Source organism: Pseudomonas sp. CDFA 610, from assembly GCF_021147865.1.
Taxonomy (GTDB): Bacteria; Pseudomonadota; Gammaproteobacteria; order Pseudomonadales; family Pseudomonadaceae; genus Aquipseudomonas; species Aquipseudomonas alliivorans.
The window spans coordinates 190,257-209,606 of sequence record NZ_JAGTPM010000010.1 but is presented as its reverse complement, the minus strand read 5'-3'; the positions used below and the strand labels follow the sequence as shown (position 1 = coordinate 209,606).

22 protein-coding genes and 1 riboswitch are annotated in these 19,350 nt (G+C 61.0%); of the genes, 17 read left to right on the top strand and 5 right to left on the bottom strand.

From position 1 onward, the window contains the following. Nucleotides 1-114 precede the first annotated feature (114 nt). A riboswitch (cobalamin riboswitch) is annotated at nucleotides 115-330 on the top strand. Nucleotides 331-422: 92 nt separating this feature from the next. The 13 genes from cobO to KDX39_RS19885 all read left to right on the top strand — a co-directional run bounded on the left by cobO (nucleotide 423) and on the right by KDX39_RS19885 (nucleotide 11,281). Further along, entirely contained in the window at nucleotides 423-1,034 is a 612-nt protein-coding gene (gene cobO / locus KDX39_RS19940) for a cob(I)yrinic acid a,c-diamide adenosyltransferase (RefSeq protein WP_004884152.1), read from the top strand. A 25-nt stretch (nucleotides 1,035-1,059) separates the two neighbouring features. Further along, nucleotides 1,060-2,355 (top strand): cobyrinate a,c-diamide synthase, encoded by a 1,296-nt coding sequence (locus tag KDX39_RS19935; protein ID WP_231661544.1) that lies wholly within the window; start codon nucleotides 1,060-1,062, stop codon nucleotides 2,353-2,355. Next, on the top strand, nucleotides 2,352-3,002 hold the full coding sequence (gene bluB, locus KDX39_RS19930; RefSeq protein WP_210076123.1) for a 5,6-dimethylbenzimidazole synthase: 651 nt from the start codon (nucleotides 2,352-2,354) through the stop codon (nucleotides 3,000-3,002). Before KDX39_RS19935 ends, bluB begins: the two co-directional genes overlap by 4 nt. Next, a complete protein-coding gene (cbiB, locus tag KDX39_RS19925; protein ID WP_099229244.1) occupies nucleotides 2,999-3,907 on the top strand; it encodes an adenosylcobinamide-phosphate synthase CbiB in 909 nt (302 codons plus the stop codon). Before bluB ends, cbiB begins: the two co-directional genes overlap by 4 nt. After that, nucleotides 3,900-4,901 (top strand): threonine-phosphate decarboxylase CobD, encoded by a 1,002-nt coding sequence (gene cobD, locus KDX39_RS19920; protein ID WP_231661543.1) that lies wholly within the window; start codon nucleotides 3,900-3,902, stop codon nucleotides 4,899-4,901. Before cbiB ends, cobD begins: the two co-directional genes overlap by 8 nt. Then, nucleotides 4,901-6,361, top strand: coding sequence for a cobyric acid synthase (locus KDX39_RS19915; RefSeq protein ID WP_231661542.1), 1,461 nt, complete (start codon nucleotides 4,901-4,903; stop codon nucleotides 6,359-6,361). Before cobD ends, KDX39_RS19915 begins: the two co-directional genes overlap by 1 nt. A gap of 1 nt (nucleotide 6,362) precedes the next feature. After that, complete coding sequence (gene cobU, locus KDX39_RS19910) at nucleotides 6,363-6,884, top strand: bifunctional adenosylcobinamide kinase/adenosylcobinamide-phosphate guanylyltransferase (RefSeq protein ID WP_231661541.1); 522 nt, start codon at nucleotides 6,363-6,365, stop codon at nucleotides 6,882-6,884. Beyond that, nucleotides 6,881-7,933 (top strand): nicotinate-nucleotide--dimethylbenzimidazole phosphoribosyltransferase, encoded by a 1,053-nt coding sequence (gene cobT, locus KDX39_RS19905; RefSeq protein ID WP_231661540.1) that lies wholly within the window; start codon nucleotides 6,881-6,883, stop codon nucleotides 7,931-7,933. The genes cobU and cobT overlap by 4 nt, the downstream gene beginning before the upstream one ends. Then, a complete protein-coding gene (cobC, locus tag KDX39_RS19900; protein WP_231661539.1) occupies nucleotides 7,930-8,502 on the top strand; it encodes an alpha-ribazole phosphatase family protein in 573 nt (190 codons plus the stop codon). Before cobT ends, cobC begins: the two co-directional genes overlap by 4 nt. Before the next feature lies 1 nt (nucleotide 8,503). Continuing rightward, nucleotides 8,504-9,235: an adenosylcobinamide-GDP ribazoletransferase gene (locus tag KDX39_RS19895; RefSeq protein ID WP_231661538.1), complete on the top strand. Its 732-nt coding sequence runs from the start codon at nucleotides 8,504-8,506 to the stop codon at nucleotides 9,233-9,235. A 105-nt stretch (nucleotides 9,236-9,340) separates the two neighbouring features. Continuing rightward, entirely contained in the window at nucleotides 9,341-10,549 is a 1,209-nt protein-coding gene (locus KDX39_RS19890; protein ID WP_231661537.1) for an MFS transporter, read from the top strand. Further along, the gene (locus tag KDX39_RS26395; RefSeq protein ID WP_257108943.1) at nucleotides 10,546-10,668 is read left to right on the top strand and encodes a hypothetical protein; all 123 of its coding nucleotides are present in this window, start codon (nucleotides 10,546-10,548) and stop codon (nucleotides 10,666-10,668) included. Before KDX39_RS19890 ends, KDX39_RS26395 begins: the two co-directional genes overlap by 4 nt. Nucleotides 10,669-10,729: 61 nt before the next feature. Continuing rightward, nucleotides 10,730-11,281, top strand: coding sequence for a glutathione peroxidase (locus KDX39_RS19885; RefSeq protein WP_069144793.1), 552 nt, complete (start codon nucleotides 10,730-10,732; stop codon nucleotides 11,279-11,281). 140 nt (nucleotides 11,282-11,421) lie between these two features. Here the strand turns inward: KDX39_RS19885 and KDX39_RS19880 are convergent, their stop codons facing one another. The 4 genes from KDX39_RS19880 to KDX39_RS19865 form a co-directional block, all read right to left on the bottom strand. After that, nucleotides 11,422-12,696, bottom strand: coding sequence for an OmpP1/FadL family transporter (locus tag KDX39_RS19880; protein ID WP_210043345.1), 1,275 nt, complete (start codon nucleotides 12,694-12,696; stop codon nucleotides 11,422-11,424). Between the two features lie 159 nt (nucleotides 12,697-12,855). After that, nucleotides 12,856-13,335 carry a hypothetical protein gene (locus tag KDX39_RS19875; RefSeq protein ID WP_231661536.1) on the bottom strand — a complete coding sequence of 160 codons (480 nt, stop codon included), beginning with the start codon at nucleotides 13,333-13,335 and terminating at the stop codon, nucleotides 12,856-12,858. Between the two features lie 276 nt (nucleotides 13,336-13,611). Next, entirely contained in the window at nucleotides 13,612-13,836 is a 225-nt protein-coding gene (locus tag KDX39_RS19870; protein WP_083184807.1) for a hypothetical protein, read from the bottom strand. 484 nt (nucleotides 13,837-14,320) lie between these two features. Next, on the bottom strand, nucleotides 14,321-14,626 hold the full coding sequence (locus KDX39_RS19865; protein WP_231661535.1) for a hypothetical protein: 306 nt from the start codon (nucleotides 14,624-14,626) through the stop codon (nucleotides 14,321-14,323). Nucleotides 14,627-15,406: 780 nt separating this feature from the next. Between KDX39_RS19865 and rmuC the strand changes: the two genes are divergently transcribed. Together rmuC and KDX39_RS26390 are read left to right on the top strand one after the other, a co-directional pair. Continuing rightward, nucleotides 15,407-16,771: a DNA recombination protein RmuC gene (gene rmuC, locus KDX39_RS19860; protein WP_231661585.1), complete on the top strand. Its 1,365-nt coding sequence runs from the start codon at nucleotides 15,407-15,409 to the stop codon at nucleotides 16,769-16,771. A gap of 176 nt (nucleotides 16,772-16,947) precedes the next feature. Next, nucleotides 16,948-17,070: a PA1414 family protein gene (locus KDX39_RS26390; RefSeq protein ID WP_143518980.1), complete on the top strand. Its 123-nt coding sequence runs from the start codon at nucleotides 16,948-16,950 to the stop codon at nucleotides 17,068-17,070. Between the two features lie 90 nt (nucleotides 17,071-17,160). Here the strand turns inward: KDX39_RS26390 and KDX39_RS19855 are convergent, their stop codons facing one another. Further along, nucleotides 17,161-17,475, bottom strand: coding sequence for a hypothetical protein (locus KDX39_RS19855; protein ID WP_231661534.1), 315 nt, complete (start codon nucleotides 17,473-17,475; stop codon nucleotides 17,161-17,163). Nucleotides 17,476-17,682: 207 nt separating this feature from the next. Between KDX39_RS19855 and KDX39_RS19850 the strand changes: the two genes are divergently transcribed. Both KDX39_RS19850 and KDX39_RS19845 read left to right on the top strand, forming a co-directional pair. Beyond that, a complete protein-coding gene (locus KDX39_RS19850) occupies nucleotides 17,683-18,285 on the top strand; it encodes a tRNA-uridine aminocarboxypropyltransferase (protein ID WP_231661533.1) in 603 nt (200 codons plus the stop codon). A gap of 101 nt (nucleotides 18,286-18,386) precedes the next feature. Then, complete coding sequence (locus KDX39_RS19845; RefSeq protein WP_231661532.1) at nucleotides 18,387-19,346, top strand: DMT family transporter; 960 nt, start codon at nucleotides 18,387-18,389, stop codon at nucleotides 19,344-19,346. The last annotated feature ends 4 nt before the right edge of the window (nucleotides 19,347-19,350 follow it).

Sequence of the window (19,350 nt, the reverse complement as noted above, 5' to 3'; positions counted from 1 at the left end):
CCCTGATGGCTGAGGTTCAATTGCGTGTCGCCCTCCGGCGGTGCCATGCAGGTGAATGGCCTTTATGCCCTCGGTACTGCGGTGTCGATTGACGCTCCACCCCCAACCCTCTACCCTTCGCGGTTTGTTTCAGGTGCTCTGCAATCCTCCCGATTGGCAGGGTGAAACAGGGAAGCCGGTGAGGGTCTGACGATTCGATTCCGGCGCTGCCCCCGCAACGGTAAATGAGTCAAGGCTGTGCATGATGCCACTGCGTTTCGACGCGGGAAGGCGCACTGTCAGGGTGACCCGCTCATGAGCCCGGAGACCGGCCTGAAATACTCAATGGCATCACGGAGGGTGATGCTCTGTGCAGGGCGTTGCCGTGCTGTTCAGTGCTGTCCTTCCGTCTGCTTTCGCGACCCCCCGAGCGGAGAGCCGAGATGAACGAATCCCCCGAACGCGACGAACGCCATCTGGCGCGCATGCAGCGCAAGAAAGCCGTGATGGACGAGCGTATCGCCAGCTCACCCAATGAATGCGGTCTGTTGCTGGTGTTGTCCGGCAACGGCAAGGGCAAAAGCAGCTCGGCGTTCGGCATGCTCGCGCGCGCCATGGGCCACGGCATGCAGTGCGGCGTGGTGCAATTCATCAAGGGGCGCAACAGCACAGGCGAAGAAATGTTTTTCCGCCGTTTCCCCGAGCAGGTGCGCTATCACGTGATGGGCGAGGGCTTCACCTGGGAAACCCAGGATCGCCAGCGCGATATCGCGGCCGCCGAAGCCGCCTGGGCCGTGAGTCTGGAAATGCTGCGCGACCCGGCCATCGGTCTGGTCGTGCTCGACGAGCTGAACATTGCCCTCAAGCACGGCTATCTGGATCTTGAGCAGGTATTGACCGACTTGCAGGCCCGTCCGCCGATGCAGCATGTGGTAGTGACCGGCCGTGGTGCCAAACCCGAATTGATCGACCTGGCAGATACCGTTTCGGATATCGGCGTAGTCAAACATGCATTTCAGTCCGGCATTCGGGCGCAGAAAGGTATAGAACTGTGAGCCTTTCAGTTGTGAGCATTCGGTCATGAGAACCCCCAGGGATTGTCCGGCAGTTCTGATTGCTGCACCCGCATCCGGCCAGGGCAAGACCACGGTCACGGCGGCGCTGGCACGCCTGCACCGCAATCAGGGGCGCAAGGTGCGCGTCTTCAAGTGTGGCCCGGACTTTCTCGATCCGATGATTCTGGAGCGCGCGAGCGGGGCACCGGTGTTTCAACTGGACCTGTGGATGGTCGGTGCCGACGAAAGCCGTCGCCTGTTGTGGGAGGCGGCCGAAGAGGCGGACCTGATCCTGATCGAAGGCGTGATGGGCCTGTTCGACGGTACGCCGTCCAGCGCTGATCTGGCGCGCCATTTCGGTGTGCCGGTGCTCGGCGTGATCGATGGCACGGCCATGGCGCAGACCTTTGGTGCTCTGGCGCTGGGGCTGGCGCGCTATCAGCCTGATCTGCCGTTTGCCGGCGTGCTGGCCAACCGCGTGGGTACGGTGCGTCATGCGCAGTTGCTGGAAAACAGCCTGACCGAAGGCTTGCGCTGGTACGGTGCGCTGTCCCGTGAAACCGGCTTCGAGCTGCCCAGTCGCCATCTGGGGCTGGTCCAGGCCGACGAACTCAACGACCTTGATCTGCGCCTGGACATGGCTGCCGCAGCGTTGGCCAGCACCTGCGAGGTGGCCTTGCCTCCAGCGGTAACATTCACTGCGCCAGAACCTGTACATGTCGAGCGCTTGCTGGAGGGCGTGCGCATTGCGGTGGCCCGCGATGGAGCCTTTGCGTTCACCTACGGCGCGAGCCTCGACCTGCTACGCACCATGGGCGCCGAGCTGACCTTCTTCTCGCCGATCCGCGACAGCCATTTGCCGGAGGCTGACAGCGTGTACTTGCCCGGCGGCTATCCGGAGCTGCATCACGTTGAACTGTCCGCCAACACCACGATGCTGGCCGACATCCGCACGCACCACGCGGCCGGCAAACCCATGCTGGCCGAATGTGGCGGCATGCTGTATCTGCTGGAAGCCCTGACCGATGTTGAGGGCGTGCGTGCCGAACTGGTTGGCCTGCTGGCGGGCGAGGCGGCCATGCAGAAGCGTCTGGCAGCGCTGGCCCTGCAAGCAGTCGAAATGCCGGAAGGCGAGTTGCGCGGCCACACCTATCACCACTCGCTGACTACGACTGAATTGCAGCCGATTGCCCGAGGCATCAGCCCCAACGGCGGGCGCGGTGCCGAAGCGGTTTATCGCGAGGGTCGCCTGACCGCTTCCTACATTCACTTCTATTTCCCGTCCTGTCCCCAGGCGATTGCGGCCCTGTTCAAGCCATGACCGAGCACGCGTTCAATGATGAAGAGCGGGCAGCGGTGTACCGCGCTATTGCCGAGCGTCGCGACATGCGGCACTTCGTCGGTGGCAGCGTGGCGCCCGAACTGCTCGCCCGTTTGCTGGAGGCTGCACACCAGGCACCGAGCGTCGGGCTGATGCAGCCCTGGCGGTTCATCCGGATCAGCGACCCGGCACTGCGCGGCAGGATGCAGGCGCAGGTCGAAGAAGAGCGGGTCCGCACGGCCGAGGCACTGGGCGAACGCACCGAAGAGTTCATGAAGCTCAAGGTCGAAGGCATCAATGACTGCGCTGAGGTGTTGGTTGCCGCGCTGATGGAAGGTCGCGAGCAGCACATCTTTGGTCGTCGCACCTTGCCGGAAATGGACATGGCGTCGCTGTCTTGCGCGATCCAGAACCTGTGGCTGGCCGCGCGCGCCGAAGGGCTGGGCATGGGCTGGGTGTCGCTGTTCGACCCTGATGCATTGGCCGATCTGCTGAACATGCCCGAAGGGGCCAAGCCGCTGGCGATTCTCTGTCTGGGCCCGGTAAAAGAATTTTATCCCGCACCGATGCTGGTGCTGGAAGGCTGGGCGCAGGCGCGTCCGCTGAGTGAGCTGTTGTATGAGAATCAATGGGGAGTGAGTCAATGAGTGTGGCGCTGTTGAGCGTGGCCGGGGTTGCGCTGGACGCGCTGCTCGGCGAGCCGAAACGCTCTCATCCACTGGTGGCGTTCGGACGCTTTGCCAATCGTCTGGAACAGCGCTTCAACAGCGGCGGTCGCGGCTGGCGCAGCCATGGCGTCACCGCCTGGTTCGTGGCGGTGATTCCGCTGACGCTGTTGGCCACGCTGCTGAGCTGGGCGCCGTTCGTGGGCTGGCTGGTGGAGATTCTGGCGCTGTATTGCGCGCTGGGCATGCGCAGCCTCGGTGAGCATGTGCAGCCGGTGGCTCAGGCATTGCGCAGCGATGATCTGGAAGAGGCGCGCCGTCGGGTCGGCTATCTGGTCAGCCGCCAGACCAGCGAACTGGATGCCACTGAAGTCGCCCGCGCGGCCACCGAGTCGGTGCTGGAAAACGGCAGTGATGCGGTGTTTGCTGCGCTGTTCTGGTTTGTGGTGGCCGGTGTTCCGGGCGTGGTGCTCTATCGACTGAGCAATACGCTGGACGCCATGTGGGGCTACCGCAACGAACGTTTCGAGCGATTCGGCTGGGCGGCGGCAAAGATCGACGACCTGCTCAACTACATTCCGGCGCGTCTGGTGGCGTTGACCTACGCGCTGCTGGGCAAAACCCGGCTGGCACTACGCTGTTGGCGCACTCAGGGACCGACCTGGGACAGTCCCAACGCAGGTCCGGTGATGGCGGCCGGTGCTGGCGCACTGGGCGTCGAACTCGGTGGCGCGGCGATTTATCACGGCGAGTTGCACCAGCGCCCGCAACTGGGCGAAGGCGTTCCTGCCGATGCCGACTCCATCGACCGTGGCTGGGAGCTGGTGCAGCGCGGCGTGTGGCTGTGGTTGCTGGTGCTGTGCATCGGGACGGAATTCTATGCTTGAGCACGGCGGCCGACTGCGTGCAGCGGCGCAGCATTACGGCATCGATCAGGCCGACTGGCTGGACCTGTCTACCGGTATCGCGCCGTGGTCCGCGCCGGTACCGGACATTCCTTTGCGTGCATGGGCGCGCCTGCCCGAGAACGATGACGGCCTCGAGACTGCCGCCTGCGCTTATTACGGCGTGTCACAGGTGTTGCCGGTAGCGGGGTCGCAGGCGGCGATTCAGGCATTGCCGCGGGTGCGCAGCGCCGGTCGGGTGGGTGTGCTGTCGCCGTGCTATGCCGAACATGCCCATGCCTGGCGCAAGCATGGTTATGTGGTGCGCGAAGTCGGCGAGCACGAAGTGGATTACTTTCTCGACAGCCTTGATGTGCTGGTGGTGGTCAACCCCAATAACCCGACCGGTTTGCACCTGAGCGCCGAGCGCCTGCTGGGATGGCATGCGCGGCTGGCAGAGCGGGGCGGCTGGCTGGTGGTGGACGAAGCCTTCATGGATAACACGCCTGAGCTGAGTCTGGCAGCCGAGACCTGGCGCATCGGACTGGTCGTGCTGCGTTCGTTCGGCAAGTTTTTCGGGTTGGCCGGCGTCAGGCTTGGCTTCGTGCTGGCCGAACCTACACTGCTCAGGCTGCTGGCGCAGGAAATCGGCCCGTGGTCGGTCAGCGGCCCGACACGGATGCTGGGGCAGGCGTGTCTGAATGACCGCGAATGGCAGGCACAGCAGCGCTTGCGCGCCGATCAGGCGCGTGACCGTCTGGTGGCACTGCTCGAGCTGTACGGACTCGCACCGCATGGCGGTTGTGCCTTGTTTCAGTGGCTGGTCACGCCTGAAGCCCAGGCCATCCATGAGTTCTGTGCCCGACGCGGGGTGTTGCTGCGCTTGTTCGAAGGCCTGACACCTGAAGTCTCCAGCCTGCGTTTCGGGCTGCCCTGCGACGAAGCTGACTGGCGGCGTCTGCACACTGTTCTGTTCGAATACCGCAAGGAATCCTGATGGCCACGCTGATGGTACAAGGCACCACGTCCGACGCCGGCAAAAGCACGCTAGTGACCGCGCTGTGCCGCTGGTTGACGCGACAGGGTGTCAAGGTCGTGCCGTTCAAACCGCAGAACATGGCGCTCAACAGCGCCGTGACCGCCGACGGCGGCGAGATTGGTCGTGCACAGGCGGTGCAGGCTCAGGCCTGCTACCTGCAGCCGCACACCGACATGAATCCGGTGCTCCTCAAACCCAACAGCGACACCGGCGCACAGGTCATCATCCATGGCCGTGCGGTGACCACCATGAATGCGGTGGCGTATCACGGCTATAAAGAGATCGCCATGCGCGCGGTGCTGGAGTCCCACGAGCGGCTGGGGCACAGCTATCCGGTGATCATGGTCGAAGGCGCCGGTTCGCCTGCCGAGATCAACCTGCGTGCCAACGACATCGCCAACATGGGCTTCGCCGAAGCCGTCGATTGCCCGGTGCTGCTGATCGCCGACATCAACCGTGGCGGCGTTTTCGCGCATCTGGTCGGCACCCTGGAACTGCTGTCGCCCAGCGAGCAGGCGCGGGTCAAAGGCTTCATCATCAACCGTTTTCGCGGTGACATCGCCTTGCTGCAGCCGGGCCTGGACTGGCTGGAAGCGCGCACCGGCAAGCCGGTGGTAGGCGTGTTGCCGTACGTGATGGACTTGCATCTGGAAGCTGAAGACGGTCTGGATCAGCGTCAGACCGACAAGGTCGAGCAGGTGCTGAATGTGGTGGTGCCGGTGTTGCCGCGCATCAGCAATCACACCGATTTCGACCCGCTGCGCCTGCATCCTCAGGTCAATCTGCAATTCGTCGGGCCTGGTCAGGCGATACCGCCTGCCGATTTGATCATTCTGCCCGGCTCGAAAAGCGTGCGCAGTGACCTGGGATACCTGCGTGCCAATGGCTGGGAAGACGCCATCCGCAAGCACCTGCGCTACGGCGGCAAGCTGATGGGAATCTGCGGCGGGTTGCAGATGCTCGGCGAGCAGATGCATGACCCGCTGGGTCTGGAAGGCGCGGCGGGTTCAAGCCCGGGTCTTGGCCTGTTGGCGATGAGCACCATTCTGGAGTCCGAGAAGCAACTGCGTAACGTGCGTGGCCGCCTGACGCTGGAAGACGCCGAGGTCAGCGGCTACGAGATCCATGCCGGTGTCACCACGGGGGCGGCGCTGGAACAGGCTGCCGTTCGGCTGGACGACGGTCGTTGCGATGGCGCGCAGAGCGCAGACGGGCAGATTCTCGGGACCTACCTGCACGGGCTGTTCGAGTCGCCTGCCGCGTGCAGCGCCTTGCTGCGCTGGGCCGGTCTTCGCGATGTGCAGGCGGTGGATTATCACGCCCTGCGCGAGCGTGACATCGAGCGTCTGGCGGATCTGGTGGAAAAGCACCTGGACGGAACCTTGCTGCGTCAACTGTGCGGGCTGGAGGCGAACTGAAATGCTGCAACTGATTCTGGGGGGCGCGCGCTCCGGCAAGAGTCGACTGGCTGAAAAGCTGGCGGCGGAATGCGGCCTTAACGTGACCTACATCGCCACCAGTCAACCGCTGGACGGCGAGATGAACCAGCGCGTCGCCACCCATCGCGCCCGTCGCCCCGAGCAATGGGGATTGGTGGAAGAGCCGGTCGAGCTGGCACGCGTGCTGCGAGACAATGCTGCGCCCGATCACTGTTTGCTGGTGGACTGCCTGACCCTGTGGTTGACCAACCTGCTGATGCTCGACAACCCTGAGCGTCTGGCGCAGGAGCGTGATGCGTTGCTCGACTGTGTGGCAGCGCTTGCGGGTGAAATCATTTTCGTCAGTAACGAAACTGGACTTGGCGTTGTGCCGCTCGGCGAGCTGACCCGTCGCTATGTCGACGAAGCCGGCCTCCTGCATCAAGCCTTGGCCGAACGCTGTCAGCGCGTAGTGCTGACCGTGGCGGGCTTGCCCCTGACTTTGAAAGGAACTGCGCTATGAGTAACGCCTGGTGGCTCGAACCCGCACAAGCCATCGACGCGTCGATGCGTGAAGCCGCGCTGGCCCGTCAGCAACAATTGACCAAACCGGCCGGCTCGCTGGCGCAATTGGAGCGTCTGGCCGTGCAACTCGCTGGTCTGCAGGGGCGTGAGCGTCCGGCGGCTGATCAGGTGTGGATCGCGATTTTTGCCGGTGATCACGGCGTGGTCTCTGAAGGCGTTTCGGCTTATCCGCAGGCAGTGACCGGCCAGATGCTGCACAACTTCGTCAATGGCGGCGCAGCCATCAGCGTGTTGGCGCAGCAGCTTTCGGCGCAGCTGGATGTAGTGGATCTGGGCACGGTTCTGCCGGTGGACCTGCCGGGTGTGCGTCATTTACGCCTGGGCGCAGGCACCGCCAATTTCGCCCAAGGGCCGGCCATGTCGGCCGACCAGGGGCTGGCAGCCTTGCAGGCCGGGCGTGACGGCGTCTTGCGCGCCAAGGCGGCAGGGACCGAATTGTTCATCGGTGGCGAGATGGGCATCGGTAATACCACCGCTGCCAGTGCGGTTGCCTGTTTGATGCTGGAGTGTGCGGCGCAGTTGCTGGTCGGCCCAGGCACTGGCCTGAACGCCGAAGGCATCGAACACAAGACTCGGGTCATCGAGCGTGCCTTGAAGCTGCACGCCGAGCATGCAGGCGATCCGCTGCACAGCCTGTTCAGCCTCGGCGGTTTCGAGATTGCCGCGTTGACGGGCGCTTATCTGGCCTGCGCGCAGGAAGGTATCGTGGCGCTGGTGGACGGTTTTATCTGCAGTGTGGCGGCATTGGTGGCGGTGCGCCTGAATCCGTCGTGCCGCAACTGGCTGTTGTTCGGCCATCGTGGCGCTGAAACGGGTCATCGTCATGTGCTGGAGATTCTCCAGGCTGAACCGCTGCTCGACCTCGGTCTGCGACTGGGCGAGGGCAGCGGTGCTGCGTTGGCTGTTCCTCTGGTGCGAATGGCCTGTGCGCTGCATAACGGCATGTCGACCTTTGCCGAAGCCAGCGTGTCGGATCGCCCGGCATGACCCTGCGTCTGGATTTGCTGCGTCATGGTGAAACCGAACAGGGCGGCGGCCTGCGGGGCAGCATCGACGATGCGCTGACTGATCGGGGGTGGCAGCAGATGCGCTCGGCCGTCACTGAAGCCGGGCCTTGGGACCGAATCGTCAGCTCACCCTTGCAGCGCTGCGCGCGTTTCTCCGAAGAACTGGCCTGCCGACTGTCCCTGCCCATCGAGCTTGAGCCTGGACTGCAGGAACTGCATTTCGGTGACTGGGAGGGTCACAGTCCTGCACAACTGATGGAAACGGATGCCGAAGGTCTGGGGCTGTTCTGGAACGACCCTTATGCCTTCACGCCGCCCCGTGGCGAGCGCGTGATCGACTTTTCAACGCGGGTGCTGAATGCGGTGCAACGTCTGCATGACAGGTACGCCGGCGAGCGGGTGCTGCTGGTCAGCCATGGTGGCGTGATGCGCCTTTTGCTGGCCCAGGCGCGTGGCTTGCCGCGTGAGCAGCTGCTGCAAGTGGTGGTGGGGCATGGCGCTCTGTTGTCGATTGATGTCGCCGCTCATGGCGTGTTGACGGAGGTCTGAGATGCTCCCGTTCTGGATTGCCCTGCAATTTCTTGGCAGCTTTCCGATCCGTCTGCCCGGCATGCCGAGGCCTGAGGAAACCGGCCGCTCGCTGTTGTTCTATCCACTGGTGGGCGTGCTGTTCGGCATCGTATTGATGAGCCTGAATGCGTTGCTGGCCGGTGCACCCTTGATGCTGCACGCTGCCTTGCTTCTTTGTGCCTGGGTGCTGCTCAGTGGTGGATTGCACCTGGATGGCCTTGCAGACAGCGCCGATGCCTGGCTGGGTGGCTTTGGTGATCGTGAGCGAACACTGACCATCATGAAAGACCCGCGCAGCGGGCCGATTGCCGTGGTCGCGCTGGTGCTGGTGCTGCTGCTCAAATTCACCGCCATTCTGGCGCTGATCGAAAATCATCACGGCATCGCATTGTTGTTGGCACCGCTGATTGGGCGCAGTGCCATGCTGGGTCTGTTTCTCTGCACGCCCTATGTGCGTGCCGGTGGTCTGGGGCAGGCGCTTGCCGACCATTTGCCGCGTGGCGCTGCACGTCAGGTGCTGCTGGCCAGCGCCGCGGCCTGTATGCTGCTTGCGGGCTGGTCGGGACTGGCTGCTGTGGTGGCTTCGATCGCCTGTTTTCTGTGGTTGCGTCAGGTGATGATCCGACGTCTGGGCGGTACTACCGGTGATACGGCGGGCGCGCTGCTTGAACTGCTCGAAGTGGTGGTGCTGCTGGCGATGGTGCTGTTCTGAGCATCCGCTGATATCCGATTGACAGGCTCTTGCACCAAGGCGTAATTTCGCCGTTATCGATTTACGGGTATATCCACGCATTTTCGTTCAGGGAGCATGAGAACAATGACATCAGTCTGGCGTACCAGTGGCTGGATACTGTTCGGGAGTGCGCTGATCCTCGCGCTTTCCTTGGGCACACGGCACGGTTTCGGTCTGTTTCTCGCGCCCATGAGCGCAGACTTCGGATGGGGTCGTGAGGTCTTCGCGTTCTCCATCGCCCTGCAGAATCTGATGTGGGGTCTGGCCCAGCCATTTGCTGGCGCGCTCGCCGATCGGTTCGGCGCGGCCAAGGTCGTGTTTGTCGGCGGTGTGCTGTATGCCGTCGGCCTGCTGTGCATGAGCATGGCGGATTCACCGCTGAGTCTTTCGCTGAGCGCGGGCCTGCTGATCGGCATCGGTCTGTCCGGTACATCGTTTTCCGTGATCCTTGGCGTCGTCGGGCGGGCCTTGCCAGCCGAGAAACGCAGCATGGGCATGGGAATCGCCAGTGCTGCAGGTTCTTTCGGCCAGTTCGCCATGCTGCCCGGCACGCTGGGTCTGATCGGTTGGCTGGGCTGGTCCGGCGCTTTGATGGTGCTGGGTGTGATGGTGGCGCTGATCCTGCCGCTGGTGGGCATGCTCAAGGACAAGCCGACCGAATCCGTGGGCATTCAACAGACGCTGGGTGAAGCGTTGCGCGAGGCCTGTTCGCATTCGGGCTTCTGGCTGCTGGCGTTGGGTTTTTTCGTCTGTGGCTTTCAGGTGGTATTCATTGGCGTGCACCTGCCGGCCTATCTGGTCGACCAGCATTTGCCTGCCAAGGTCGGCACCACGGTGCTTGCGCTAATCGGCCTGTTCAACATCTTCGGTACTTACACGGCGGGCTGGCTGGGGGGGCGCATGTCCAAGCCGCGCCTGTTGACGACGCTGTATCTGCTGCGCGCCGTTGTGATCGTGCTGTTCCTGTGGATTCCGCTCAGCCAGACCACCGCTTATCTGTTTGGTGTCGCAATGGGGCTGTTGTGGTTGTCCACAGTGCCGCTGACCAACGGTACGGTCGCGACCCTATTCGGGGTGCGCAACCTGTCGATGCTCGGGGGTATCGTCTTCCTGTTCCACCAGTTGGGCGCGTTCCTCGGCGGCTGGCTGGGTGGGCTGGTGTATGACCATACCGGGAGCTATGACTTGATCTGGCAAGTGTCGATCCTGCTCAGCCTGTTGGCGGCGGCCCTCAACTGGCCCGTGCGTGAGCGTCCTGTGGCGCGGTTGCAGGCGCAGGCAGGTGTCGCGTGAGCCGGCACTGGCCTTTGCTGGCGGCGCTTGTATCCGGCGGCGCAGTGCTGGCGCTCGTCTGGTGGGGCTGGCAGCAGGTCGGGCTGGCCGCGTTGCAACTGGGCATGGGCGCTTGCTAGGCAGAAGGCGTCCGTTGCGGTAGCGTGTCGGCAGACAGCCACCGACTCCAGGGACGCCTTGATGAACACTCGCTTTATATCAATTCCCTTCCTGCTGCTGGCCATGAGCGGCACTGCCATGGCCGCCGACTGCCCGGCACTGCTGCAAGGCGAGCTGCCCAAGCTGCGTTCCAAGGAAAACATCGACCTGTGCCAGCGCTATGCAGGCAAGCCGATGGTGGTGGTCAACACGGCCAGCTTCTGCGGCTTCGCTCCCCAGTTCAAAGGTCTTGAAGAACTGAGCCAGCGCTACAAGGGGCAGGGCCTCGAAGTGCTCGGCGTACCGTCCAATGACTTCAAGCAGGAAGCCAAGGACGGAGAAGAGACCGCCAAGGTCTGCTACGTCAATTATGGCGTGACCTTCACCATGACCGAACCGCAGGCTGTACGAGGCGATGACGCCACCCACCTGTTCAAGGTGCTGGCCGAACAGAGCAGTGCCCCGCGCTGGAACTTCTATAAGTACGTGGTGGATCGCAAGGGCAACGTGGTCGCCAATTTCTCGAGCATGACCAAGCCGGATGATCCTGATCTGATTGCGGCGATCGAGAAGGCGATTGCTTCGAAGCCTTGAGGTGGGCGGCATGAGGTGACGCTCTGCGTCATGTTCGAGAGCAGACGCAGAGCCTTTACCGAGCACAACAAAAAACCCGCCATCCCTGAGGATGTGCGGGCTTTTTTTCAGCCGGTTTTCAGCCGGTTTTCAGTCGTTTATCAGAAGCGATAGGTAACCGAGGTGCCGATGCCGTGCGCAGTGTTGCGGAAGTCCGCGCTGTACGAGCCTTTGGTGGCGCTGCTGTTGCGGATCTTGGCTTCGTCTTCACGCAGGTACGAGTACGCCACGTCGATGGTCAGATCGTCGGTCGGGCTCCAGCCAGCACCGAAGCTGACGATCTTGCGGTCGCCGGTCGGGATGCGTGGAGAGCGATTGACGTTGTTGGTCGGTGCCTGATCCACGGAGAAGCCAGTGCGCAGTGTCCACTCCTTGTTGACCTTGTACGAAGCACCGATGGCGTGAGCCCAGGTGTCGTGCCAGTCCTGCTCTTCGGAGATGGTACCGATCGGGCCTGCAGAGCCACCCAGTTGTGGGGGAACGCCGTCGTTGTTGACGGTGATGTCGGACAGACGACTCCAGCGGGTCCAGGTGCTGCCTGCGTAGACAGTCCAGTTTTCATCGATCTGCTGGGTGATGGAGAAGTCCACCGACTCGGGCGTGGAGATGTCCAGCGACGCGTCGTATTTCTGGCCGCCGAACGGACCGAAGCCGGAGCCTTCTACCTTGGTCTTGCCCTTGAGCTTGTAGTCCACCTTGGAGTGGTAGGTCAGGCCCAGACGCGTGGTGTCAGTGGCCTGTACCAGCACGCCGACATTGAAGCCCAGGGCGGTGTCGTCACCTTCGATCTTCACCTTGCCGTCGTTGCGGCCCGGCGTTGCGGCGTTGAGGGTTGAGGAGGTCAGCTCGCCGTCGATACGGTTGATCGTGGGGCCGAAACCAATGGATACCTTGTCATTGAAAGCGTAACTGACGGTTGGCTGGAGGGTCACGACTTGTACGTGACTCTTGTCGCCCCAGTAGCGGCCGGCGAAGCCGCTTTCGTAGTCGGTTACGAGGCCGAACGGGGCGTACATGCCCAGGCCGAATGCCCAGTGATCATCGATCGGCTTGACGTAGTAGCCCATGGGCACGCCCACGACAGGGACCATGTCGCCGTCGTTGCTGCCACCAAAGGTTCCACGGCCATTGTCGATGTCGGTCTTGGCAATCACGGCTGCCGCGCCCACGCTGATTTCTTCGCGCTTGAGACGGGACATGCCGGCAGGGTTGCCAAAGACGGTGCTTGCATCATCGGCAGACGAGGAGCGACCGGCAAAACCGGTGCCCATGCCGCTGACGCTTTGTTCGTTGAGTGCGAAGCCGGCAGCGAAGAGCTGAGAGGAAGCCAGACCGATAGCCAGACCCAGTGTTGTCCTGTTCATTACTTTTGTCATTGTTTTCATTATTAGAACTCCTTTTGATCACCGGGCGGAAATTACCAACATTTTCGACGGCGCGCTATAGCCTGAAGAGCCCGAGTTAGAGCTATTCTTGTAGGACAATCCATCTATCTTGCAGCGAACACTGCCGATCTTCGAATTCCGGTGTCGGCCTCATGCCGGCAAATACAAAGGTGCGACACTGGCATTCCAGCATGCGACGAAGTCTCTGAGCCGTCCCTGCGGCTGAAAAACAGTTCTCCAGATTCTGGCCATTGCCAATGGATCGTATTCGGCGGGCAGGACGGTGTTTCCGGCTTCGATCATCATCCAGGCGATGGCGGTCGAATAGCGCAGATTAACGGTCAGTTCCAGGTGCGGACCGCTGAGAAACGCGTGCTGGCTGGCCAGGCCTCTGACTCTGCTGGCGAGGTCGGGGTCCAGTGCCAGATAGTTATCCCAGAGTTGCCGGTGCCTGGGCTCCGGGATGCGGTAGAGACCATGCCCGCGGCGGCTGTCCAGGGCGGCACCGAGTGCTGACTGACTGGCGGCAATGCCCAGCAGCAGGGATTCGGCACGGTGGCTTCGGCGATCCAGATACGTCAGGGTCGGGCGGATGACGTGACGGCATAGTTCTATGGCTGCAATACCCATAATACTGTCGGCGCTCGGATGTGAGACTGATTGCCCCTGATACACGGCGGAGGCAATGATGCGGGGGCTGCCCTGGGCGGCTTCAGGTCGCCCGAGTTGAAGTGTAGTGTCAAATTTGCAGCGTAAAGGTCTGTTTTTAAATTGTTTGCAGCTTTCCCATCACGGAGATAGATCAGTTGGTGATTAGCCAGGCGGAGCGGGCCACCGAATGCCGGGCAATAAAAAACCCCGCCAGGTGAGGGCGGGGGTTCGGGCTTGCGGTGTTGCGTTCGTCTTTTAGGCGGTGAGGGCCTGACGGGTACGCTCGATCACGGCCTGCAGCGGTTCGGCGCTGGCGTATTGATCGGGGTACAGGCGCTCGCTATGGCGGGCGATGCCGTGCTCGTTGACGATGGTGAAGCTGAAGCAGCCTTTACGGGCCGCCATGATCAGGCAATTCATGGGCGCGAATGCGTTGGTCAGCGTATGAATGGCATGTTGGGTCTGGTTATGGTGAGTCATGTTAGGTGTTTCCTGAATCAACACGGAACAATACCGTGCATAAATAAAGATTCCAGTAAACGCGGGCCGGCAGTGATTGGTAAAGCCTGGCTGGGCGGAGAACCTGACTGGAACAAGACAGTCAATTGAAGCGCGCTTTATCGTATGGCGCTCTGGCTGGCTGGTAGGTACTTAGGAGGGCAGGCAACACAACAGGAGCAAAGGTTCGACGCTCCGGGTGAAGATCCTGATCAATTGCAGGCTGGTTGAAGCAGAACATGATAGCCGTAACTGCATTGTCGCCAAGGTGTGGCTCACATATGCGAAAGGGTCATGCCTGGAAACCATCGAGGTGGTCGATCCCTTGTAGCCAGCATTCTCTTTCTTTGGAAAGAGCTAAAACTGGGGGACTTGTCGACCGGAATTGATTTTCAGCTTGGTACTAACGGCGACTATGCTAATCAAGCCTGAAGCGAATTGCAAGGGTGTATAAACAATAAAACGGCTACCAAGGGCCCGAGATTCGATAGATCAGCACCGTGGCACAGGCGACCATCGAGCAGCCCAGCACGTAGGCTGCCATGGTGAGGCGTGTGGACGTGCGACTTTCGATAGCGCGCATTATATCGCCGACGTTGTTGATGCGTCCCTTGCTCAGGTCACTGCAGATGATCAGGGCAACGGCGATACCTGACAGCAGGATGGTGTAGGCGAAGACGGCGCCATCCGGCGGCGGCAAGACGATGCTGGCGCCCACCGCCGTGATGCAGACAGCCATCAGCAGCACGAAGAACTTCACTACTTCTTTCATCGTGTCCCTTCAATAATCGAGGCATGAGCCGTGATGCGCTGTTCTCGGCGCTCGTTTGGACCACAGCGAACGCCTTTTGTCGCACTCAGAGATTCAGAGGCGCGATCCGGCTCGCCATCGGGTCGTCGGAGGGTAATGCAGCGTGTTGAGAAAATGCCCTGTGAGCCACGGTTTTATTGAGAAAACGTCGCAATCAGGTGGCTTCTGCAACGGATTTGAAACGCCTGAGATAACGGTCGTTCCAGAGTTGTGCACATTAGCGCCACAAGCTGCCACATCACTGTCACATGCATCGCTAAGGGTTTGATTTCTGATGGTGAATTATTAAGTCAATGAAAAACATCGTTTTTTTAAACTGGTGAAAAAATCGTCAGTTTGAGCGCAAGCCCCATTCTGCCTGCGTTTGAGAGAGTTAAAGGGGTGTTGTCCACTGAGTTATCCACAGCTTCTGTGGATTGTCCCGATCCGAAACGACACAGAATTGGGGGTTTCGCTGACATCAAAAGCGAGTAGAATCTCGTCCCCCGATTTGCCCGGCACTGTTCTCGATGGCTGTCCGAGGCGCTGTCATTGCTGCCCGCTGCATCGTCATTGATGCACTCTCTATTTTTCTGAACGCTTTACGCATAATGCGGCTGGCACTCATTCGCCACGTACGGAGTCGTTATGGCATTTGACTTGAACAGCCTGTTGTCTGGCCTGGGCGCTGCAGCGTTGCCGTTGCTGGCGTGGGTCTGGCAGCTGCAACGCCGTCTCACACGTCGTGATGCCGATGCCGCCTTGCTGGATGAGCGCCTGAGCATGGCGCAGATGGCTCAGGACGGCCTCAATGCGCAACTGGACGCCAGTCGTGACGAGATCAGCGACCTGAGTCAGGCCAACGCCGCCAAGCAGGCTGACCTTGCGGCCTTGCGGCGGGAAGTCGAGTTGTTGCGGCAGGAGTCCGATAATGCGCGCGATGTTGCTCAGGGCCTGAACCACGAGCGCGCCATCAAGGAGGCCGAGTTGCGTCGCCTGGATGCGCAATGCGCGGCGCTCGGTGCCGAATTGCGTGAGCAGCAGGACAGCCATCAGCAGCGGCTGACGGATCTTCAGGGTTCTCGTGACGAATTGCGTGCCCAATTCGCGGAACTGGCGGGCAAGATTTTCGATGAGCGCGAGCAGCGCTTCGCCGAAACCAGCCAGCACCAGTTGGGGCAATTGTTGACGCCCTTGAAAGAGCGTATTCAGTCGTTTGAAAAACGCGTTGAAGAGAGCTATCAAAATGAAGCCCGTGAGCGATTCTCGCTGGCCAAGGAGCTGGAGCGGCTTCAACAGCTCAATCTGCGCCTGAGCGACGAGGCCACTAACCTGACGCGCGCACTCAAGGGGCAGAAGACTCAAGGGAACTGGGGGGAGTTGATCCTCGAGCGAGTGCTGGAACATGCAGGGCTCGAGAAAGGGCGCGAGTATCAGACCCAGGTCAGCCTCAAGGGGCCGGATGGCGAACGGTTTCAGCCTGACGTGCTGATCATGCTGCCGGGCGACAAGCAGGTGGTGGTGGATGCCAAGGTCAGTCTGACGGCTTATCAGCAATATGTGTCGGCAGATGACGAGGTCATCGGACAGGCCGCACTCAAGCAACACGTCCTGTCTCTGCGCAATCACGTCAAAGGCCTTTCGGGCAAGGATTACAAACGCCTTGAAGGACTGCACAGTCTGGATTTCGTGTTGCTCTTCGTGCCAATCGAAGCAGCCTTTTCCGCCGCGCTGCAGGCCGAGCCGAACCTGTTTCAGGAAGCCTTCGACCGTAACATCGTGATTGTCAGCCCCACGACGCTGCTGGCCACGCTGCGGGTGATCGACAGCCTGTGGAAGCAGGAGCGCCAGAGTCAGAATGCCCGCGAGATCGCCGAGCGTGCCGGCTGGCTGTACGACAAGTTCGTGCTGTTCATTCAGGATCTTGACGAGGTGGGCAGTCGTCTTCAGCAATTGGACAAGGCCTATTCGGCCGCTCGTAACAAGCTGACGGAAGGGCGCGGGAATCTGGTCAGTCGCAGTGAGCAGTTGAAGCTGTTGGGTGCGCGTGCCAGTAAAAGCCTGCCGCCTGATCTGCTTGAGCGGGCCATGACCGACGAAGAAGGTCTGGTCCGTTTGCCTGAATAAGAAAATGTTGGTGTCCGTCCGTCGCAAAGACTAGAAGGAATTTCCCGCAGCTGTCACATTGCCCATATCGGGAAAATTGTTTTCCGTAGCGCTCGGCGAACCGAACGGATGCTTCTATGATCTCTATTGAGTGATCAGCACAGGTTGGTTGCCGTGTTTTCCCTGAAGGGGGCTTTATGAACAGCAAACTGCAAGAATGGCTCCATGATCTGGGTGTTGCGCTGGGTCTGATCGAACGACCAAAGCTGCAGCCCATTCCGGTTCGCACGAACGACACACGTCGTCGCCCGCGCCGATAAGTTGTACCGGTTCGTGCTGTCGCCAGGACAGCACAAAAATGCCATCGCATCGGGGCGCGCCCGCGTCCCGACATGAAACCACGCTATCAATCAATGTCGCGAAGGGGCACGACGGCGTTTTTTCGTCTGGTTATCACCGTCCGGCGAAGACTCCTGCTGCATCAACAGAATCAGGTCTACCACCATGGGCAATGAAAGATGCTCGGGTTTGTTCAAGGCGCGTTTGCGAATAAAGTCGGGAAATTCGACATTGAACTCGCCTCCCAGTTGAGCGAACAGTTCGTCTACGTCTTCATCATCCAGTCTCAGGTCCTTGAATGTGGCGTCGTCGCGAATCTCGGCCTTGTCCACGAGTATCACGCCCAGTGCATCCAGTACTCTCTGTTTGATCTCCTCGCGACTCATGAGAACCCCTGATATTGATCGTTATGATCCAAGCAGGGGGACTTCATGTCACCAGCCCTGTGCATTGAGGCTAGCTCAAATCCCAAGCGCAGCCGCTGATAGCCCGGCGCAATGTTGACGAGTTGTTTAAACTGCCGCGTTGCGCGACAGACGGCATGCCCGGCCTGTCGTGTGGTCTGCCAGTGTTGCCAGCGAGTTGTACAAGCGATGTCCCGAAGCCGATGTGAACGTTGCCTGCGCCCTGATGCGCACTGCCTCTGTGCCTTGATTCCGCACTTGGACAGTCGAACCCGGGTGCTGATCCTGCAGCACCCGGACGAAGCGAAGCACGCGCTGAACACGGCCCGCCTCGCCGCGCTCGGGTTGAGCAATACAGAGCTCAGGATCGGCGAGGTGTTCGAAGGCCTCGAAGAATTGCTCAGTCTGCCCGGTTATCAGCCTCGGCTGCTGTTTCCAGGCGATGCCGCGCAACGGTTGACTGTCGGACAGACCGAGACGCTGCCGACTCTGCTGGTGGTGCCTGATGGCACCTGGCGCAAGGCGCGCAAGTTGCTGCACCTCAATCCGCCGCTGGCTGCGCTGCCGCGTGTGACGCTTGGCGAAGTACCGGCTTCGCGCTACCGATTGCGCAAGGCGCCCGGACCGGATGCCCTGTCAACGCTGGAGGCGATTGTCCATGCCCTGCAGACACTGGAGGCGCCTGCGTCCTTCGAGGCGCTGCTCAAACCGTTCGATGCCTTGATAGACGGGCAGATTAGGGCCATGGGCAACGAGATCTACCAGCGCAACCATGGGGAGCGTCATTCGTGAGTAAAACACTTTGCGTCGATAACACTCCCCAGCTGTAACTGTCGCTTTGCGGATCAGCGCCTAGAATGAAGGCCTTGTCCTGCCTTGTTTCGGAACCTGTGATGCATATTTCTTCTGGCCGCTGGGTGTATGGCCTTTGCCTTGCGTTGTTGACTGCGCTGCTCTGGGGCATCTTGCCCGTCAAACTCAAACAGGTTCTGCAGGCGATGGACCCGGTCACCGTCACCTGGTTCAGGTTGCTGGTGTCCGGCTCTCTGCTGTTTGTCTGGCTGGCCTCGGTCAAGCGTCTGCCCAGCTTCAGGTTGCTCGGCCGCAAGGGCAAGGTGCTGGTCGTGCTGGCGGTATTGGGGCTGGTGGGCAACTACATGTTGTATCTGGTCGGGCTGCGCATGCTCAGCCCCGGTACGACGCAATTGCTGATTCAGATCGGCCCGATCCTGTTGCTGATCAGCAGTATCTTTCTATTCAAGGAACGCTTCAGCCTGGGGCAGGGCATTGGTCTGGCGATACTGCTGATCGGCTTCGGGCTGTTCTTCAATCAGCGTCTCGTCGAGCTGCTCACCTCGCTGGGCGACTACACCCTGGGCGTCCTCATCGTGATCATGGCGTCAGTGGTCTGGACCTTCTACGGGCTGAGTCAGAAGCAACTGCTGACGGTGTGGAACTCGCTGCAGGTCATGATGGTGATCTACCTGTTCTGCGCGCTGCTGATCACGCCATGGGCGCACCCCGCCGAGGCCTTGCAACTGAGCCCGTTGCAGGGCTGGCTGTTGCTGGCCTGCTGCCTTAATACACTGGTCGCCTACGGTGCCTTCGCCGAAGCGCTGGCACACTGGGAAGCCTCGCGGGTGAGTGCGACGCTGGCCCTGACGCCATTGATCACCCTTGCATCAGTGGCGATTGCCGCCTGGTTGTGGCCGACCTATGTTCAGGCCGAAGAGATCAACGCGCTGGGTTACGGCGGCGCGTTGCTGGTGGTCCTCGGGTCGGCGCTCACGGCGCTGGCGCCATCGCTGATTGAAGGATTGAAAGCGAGAAAGGCGAGGTTGGCTCAGGCTTGACCCG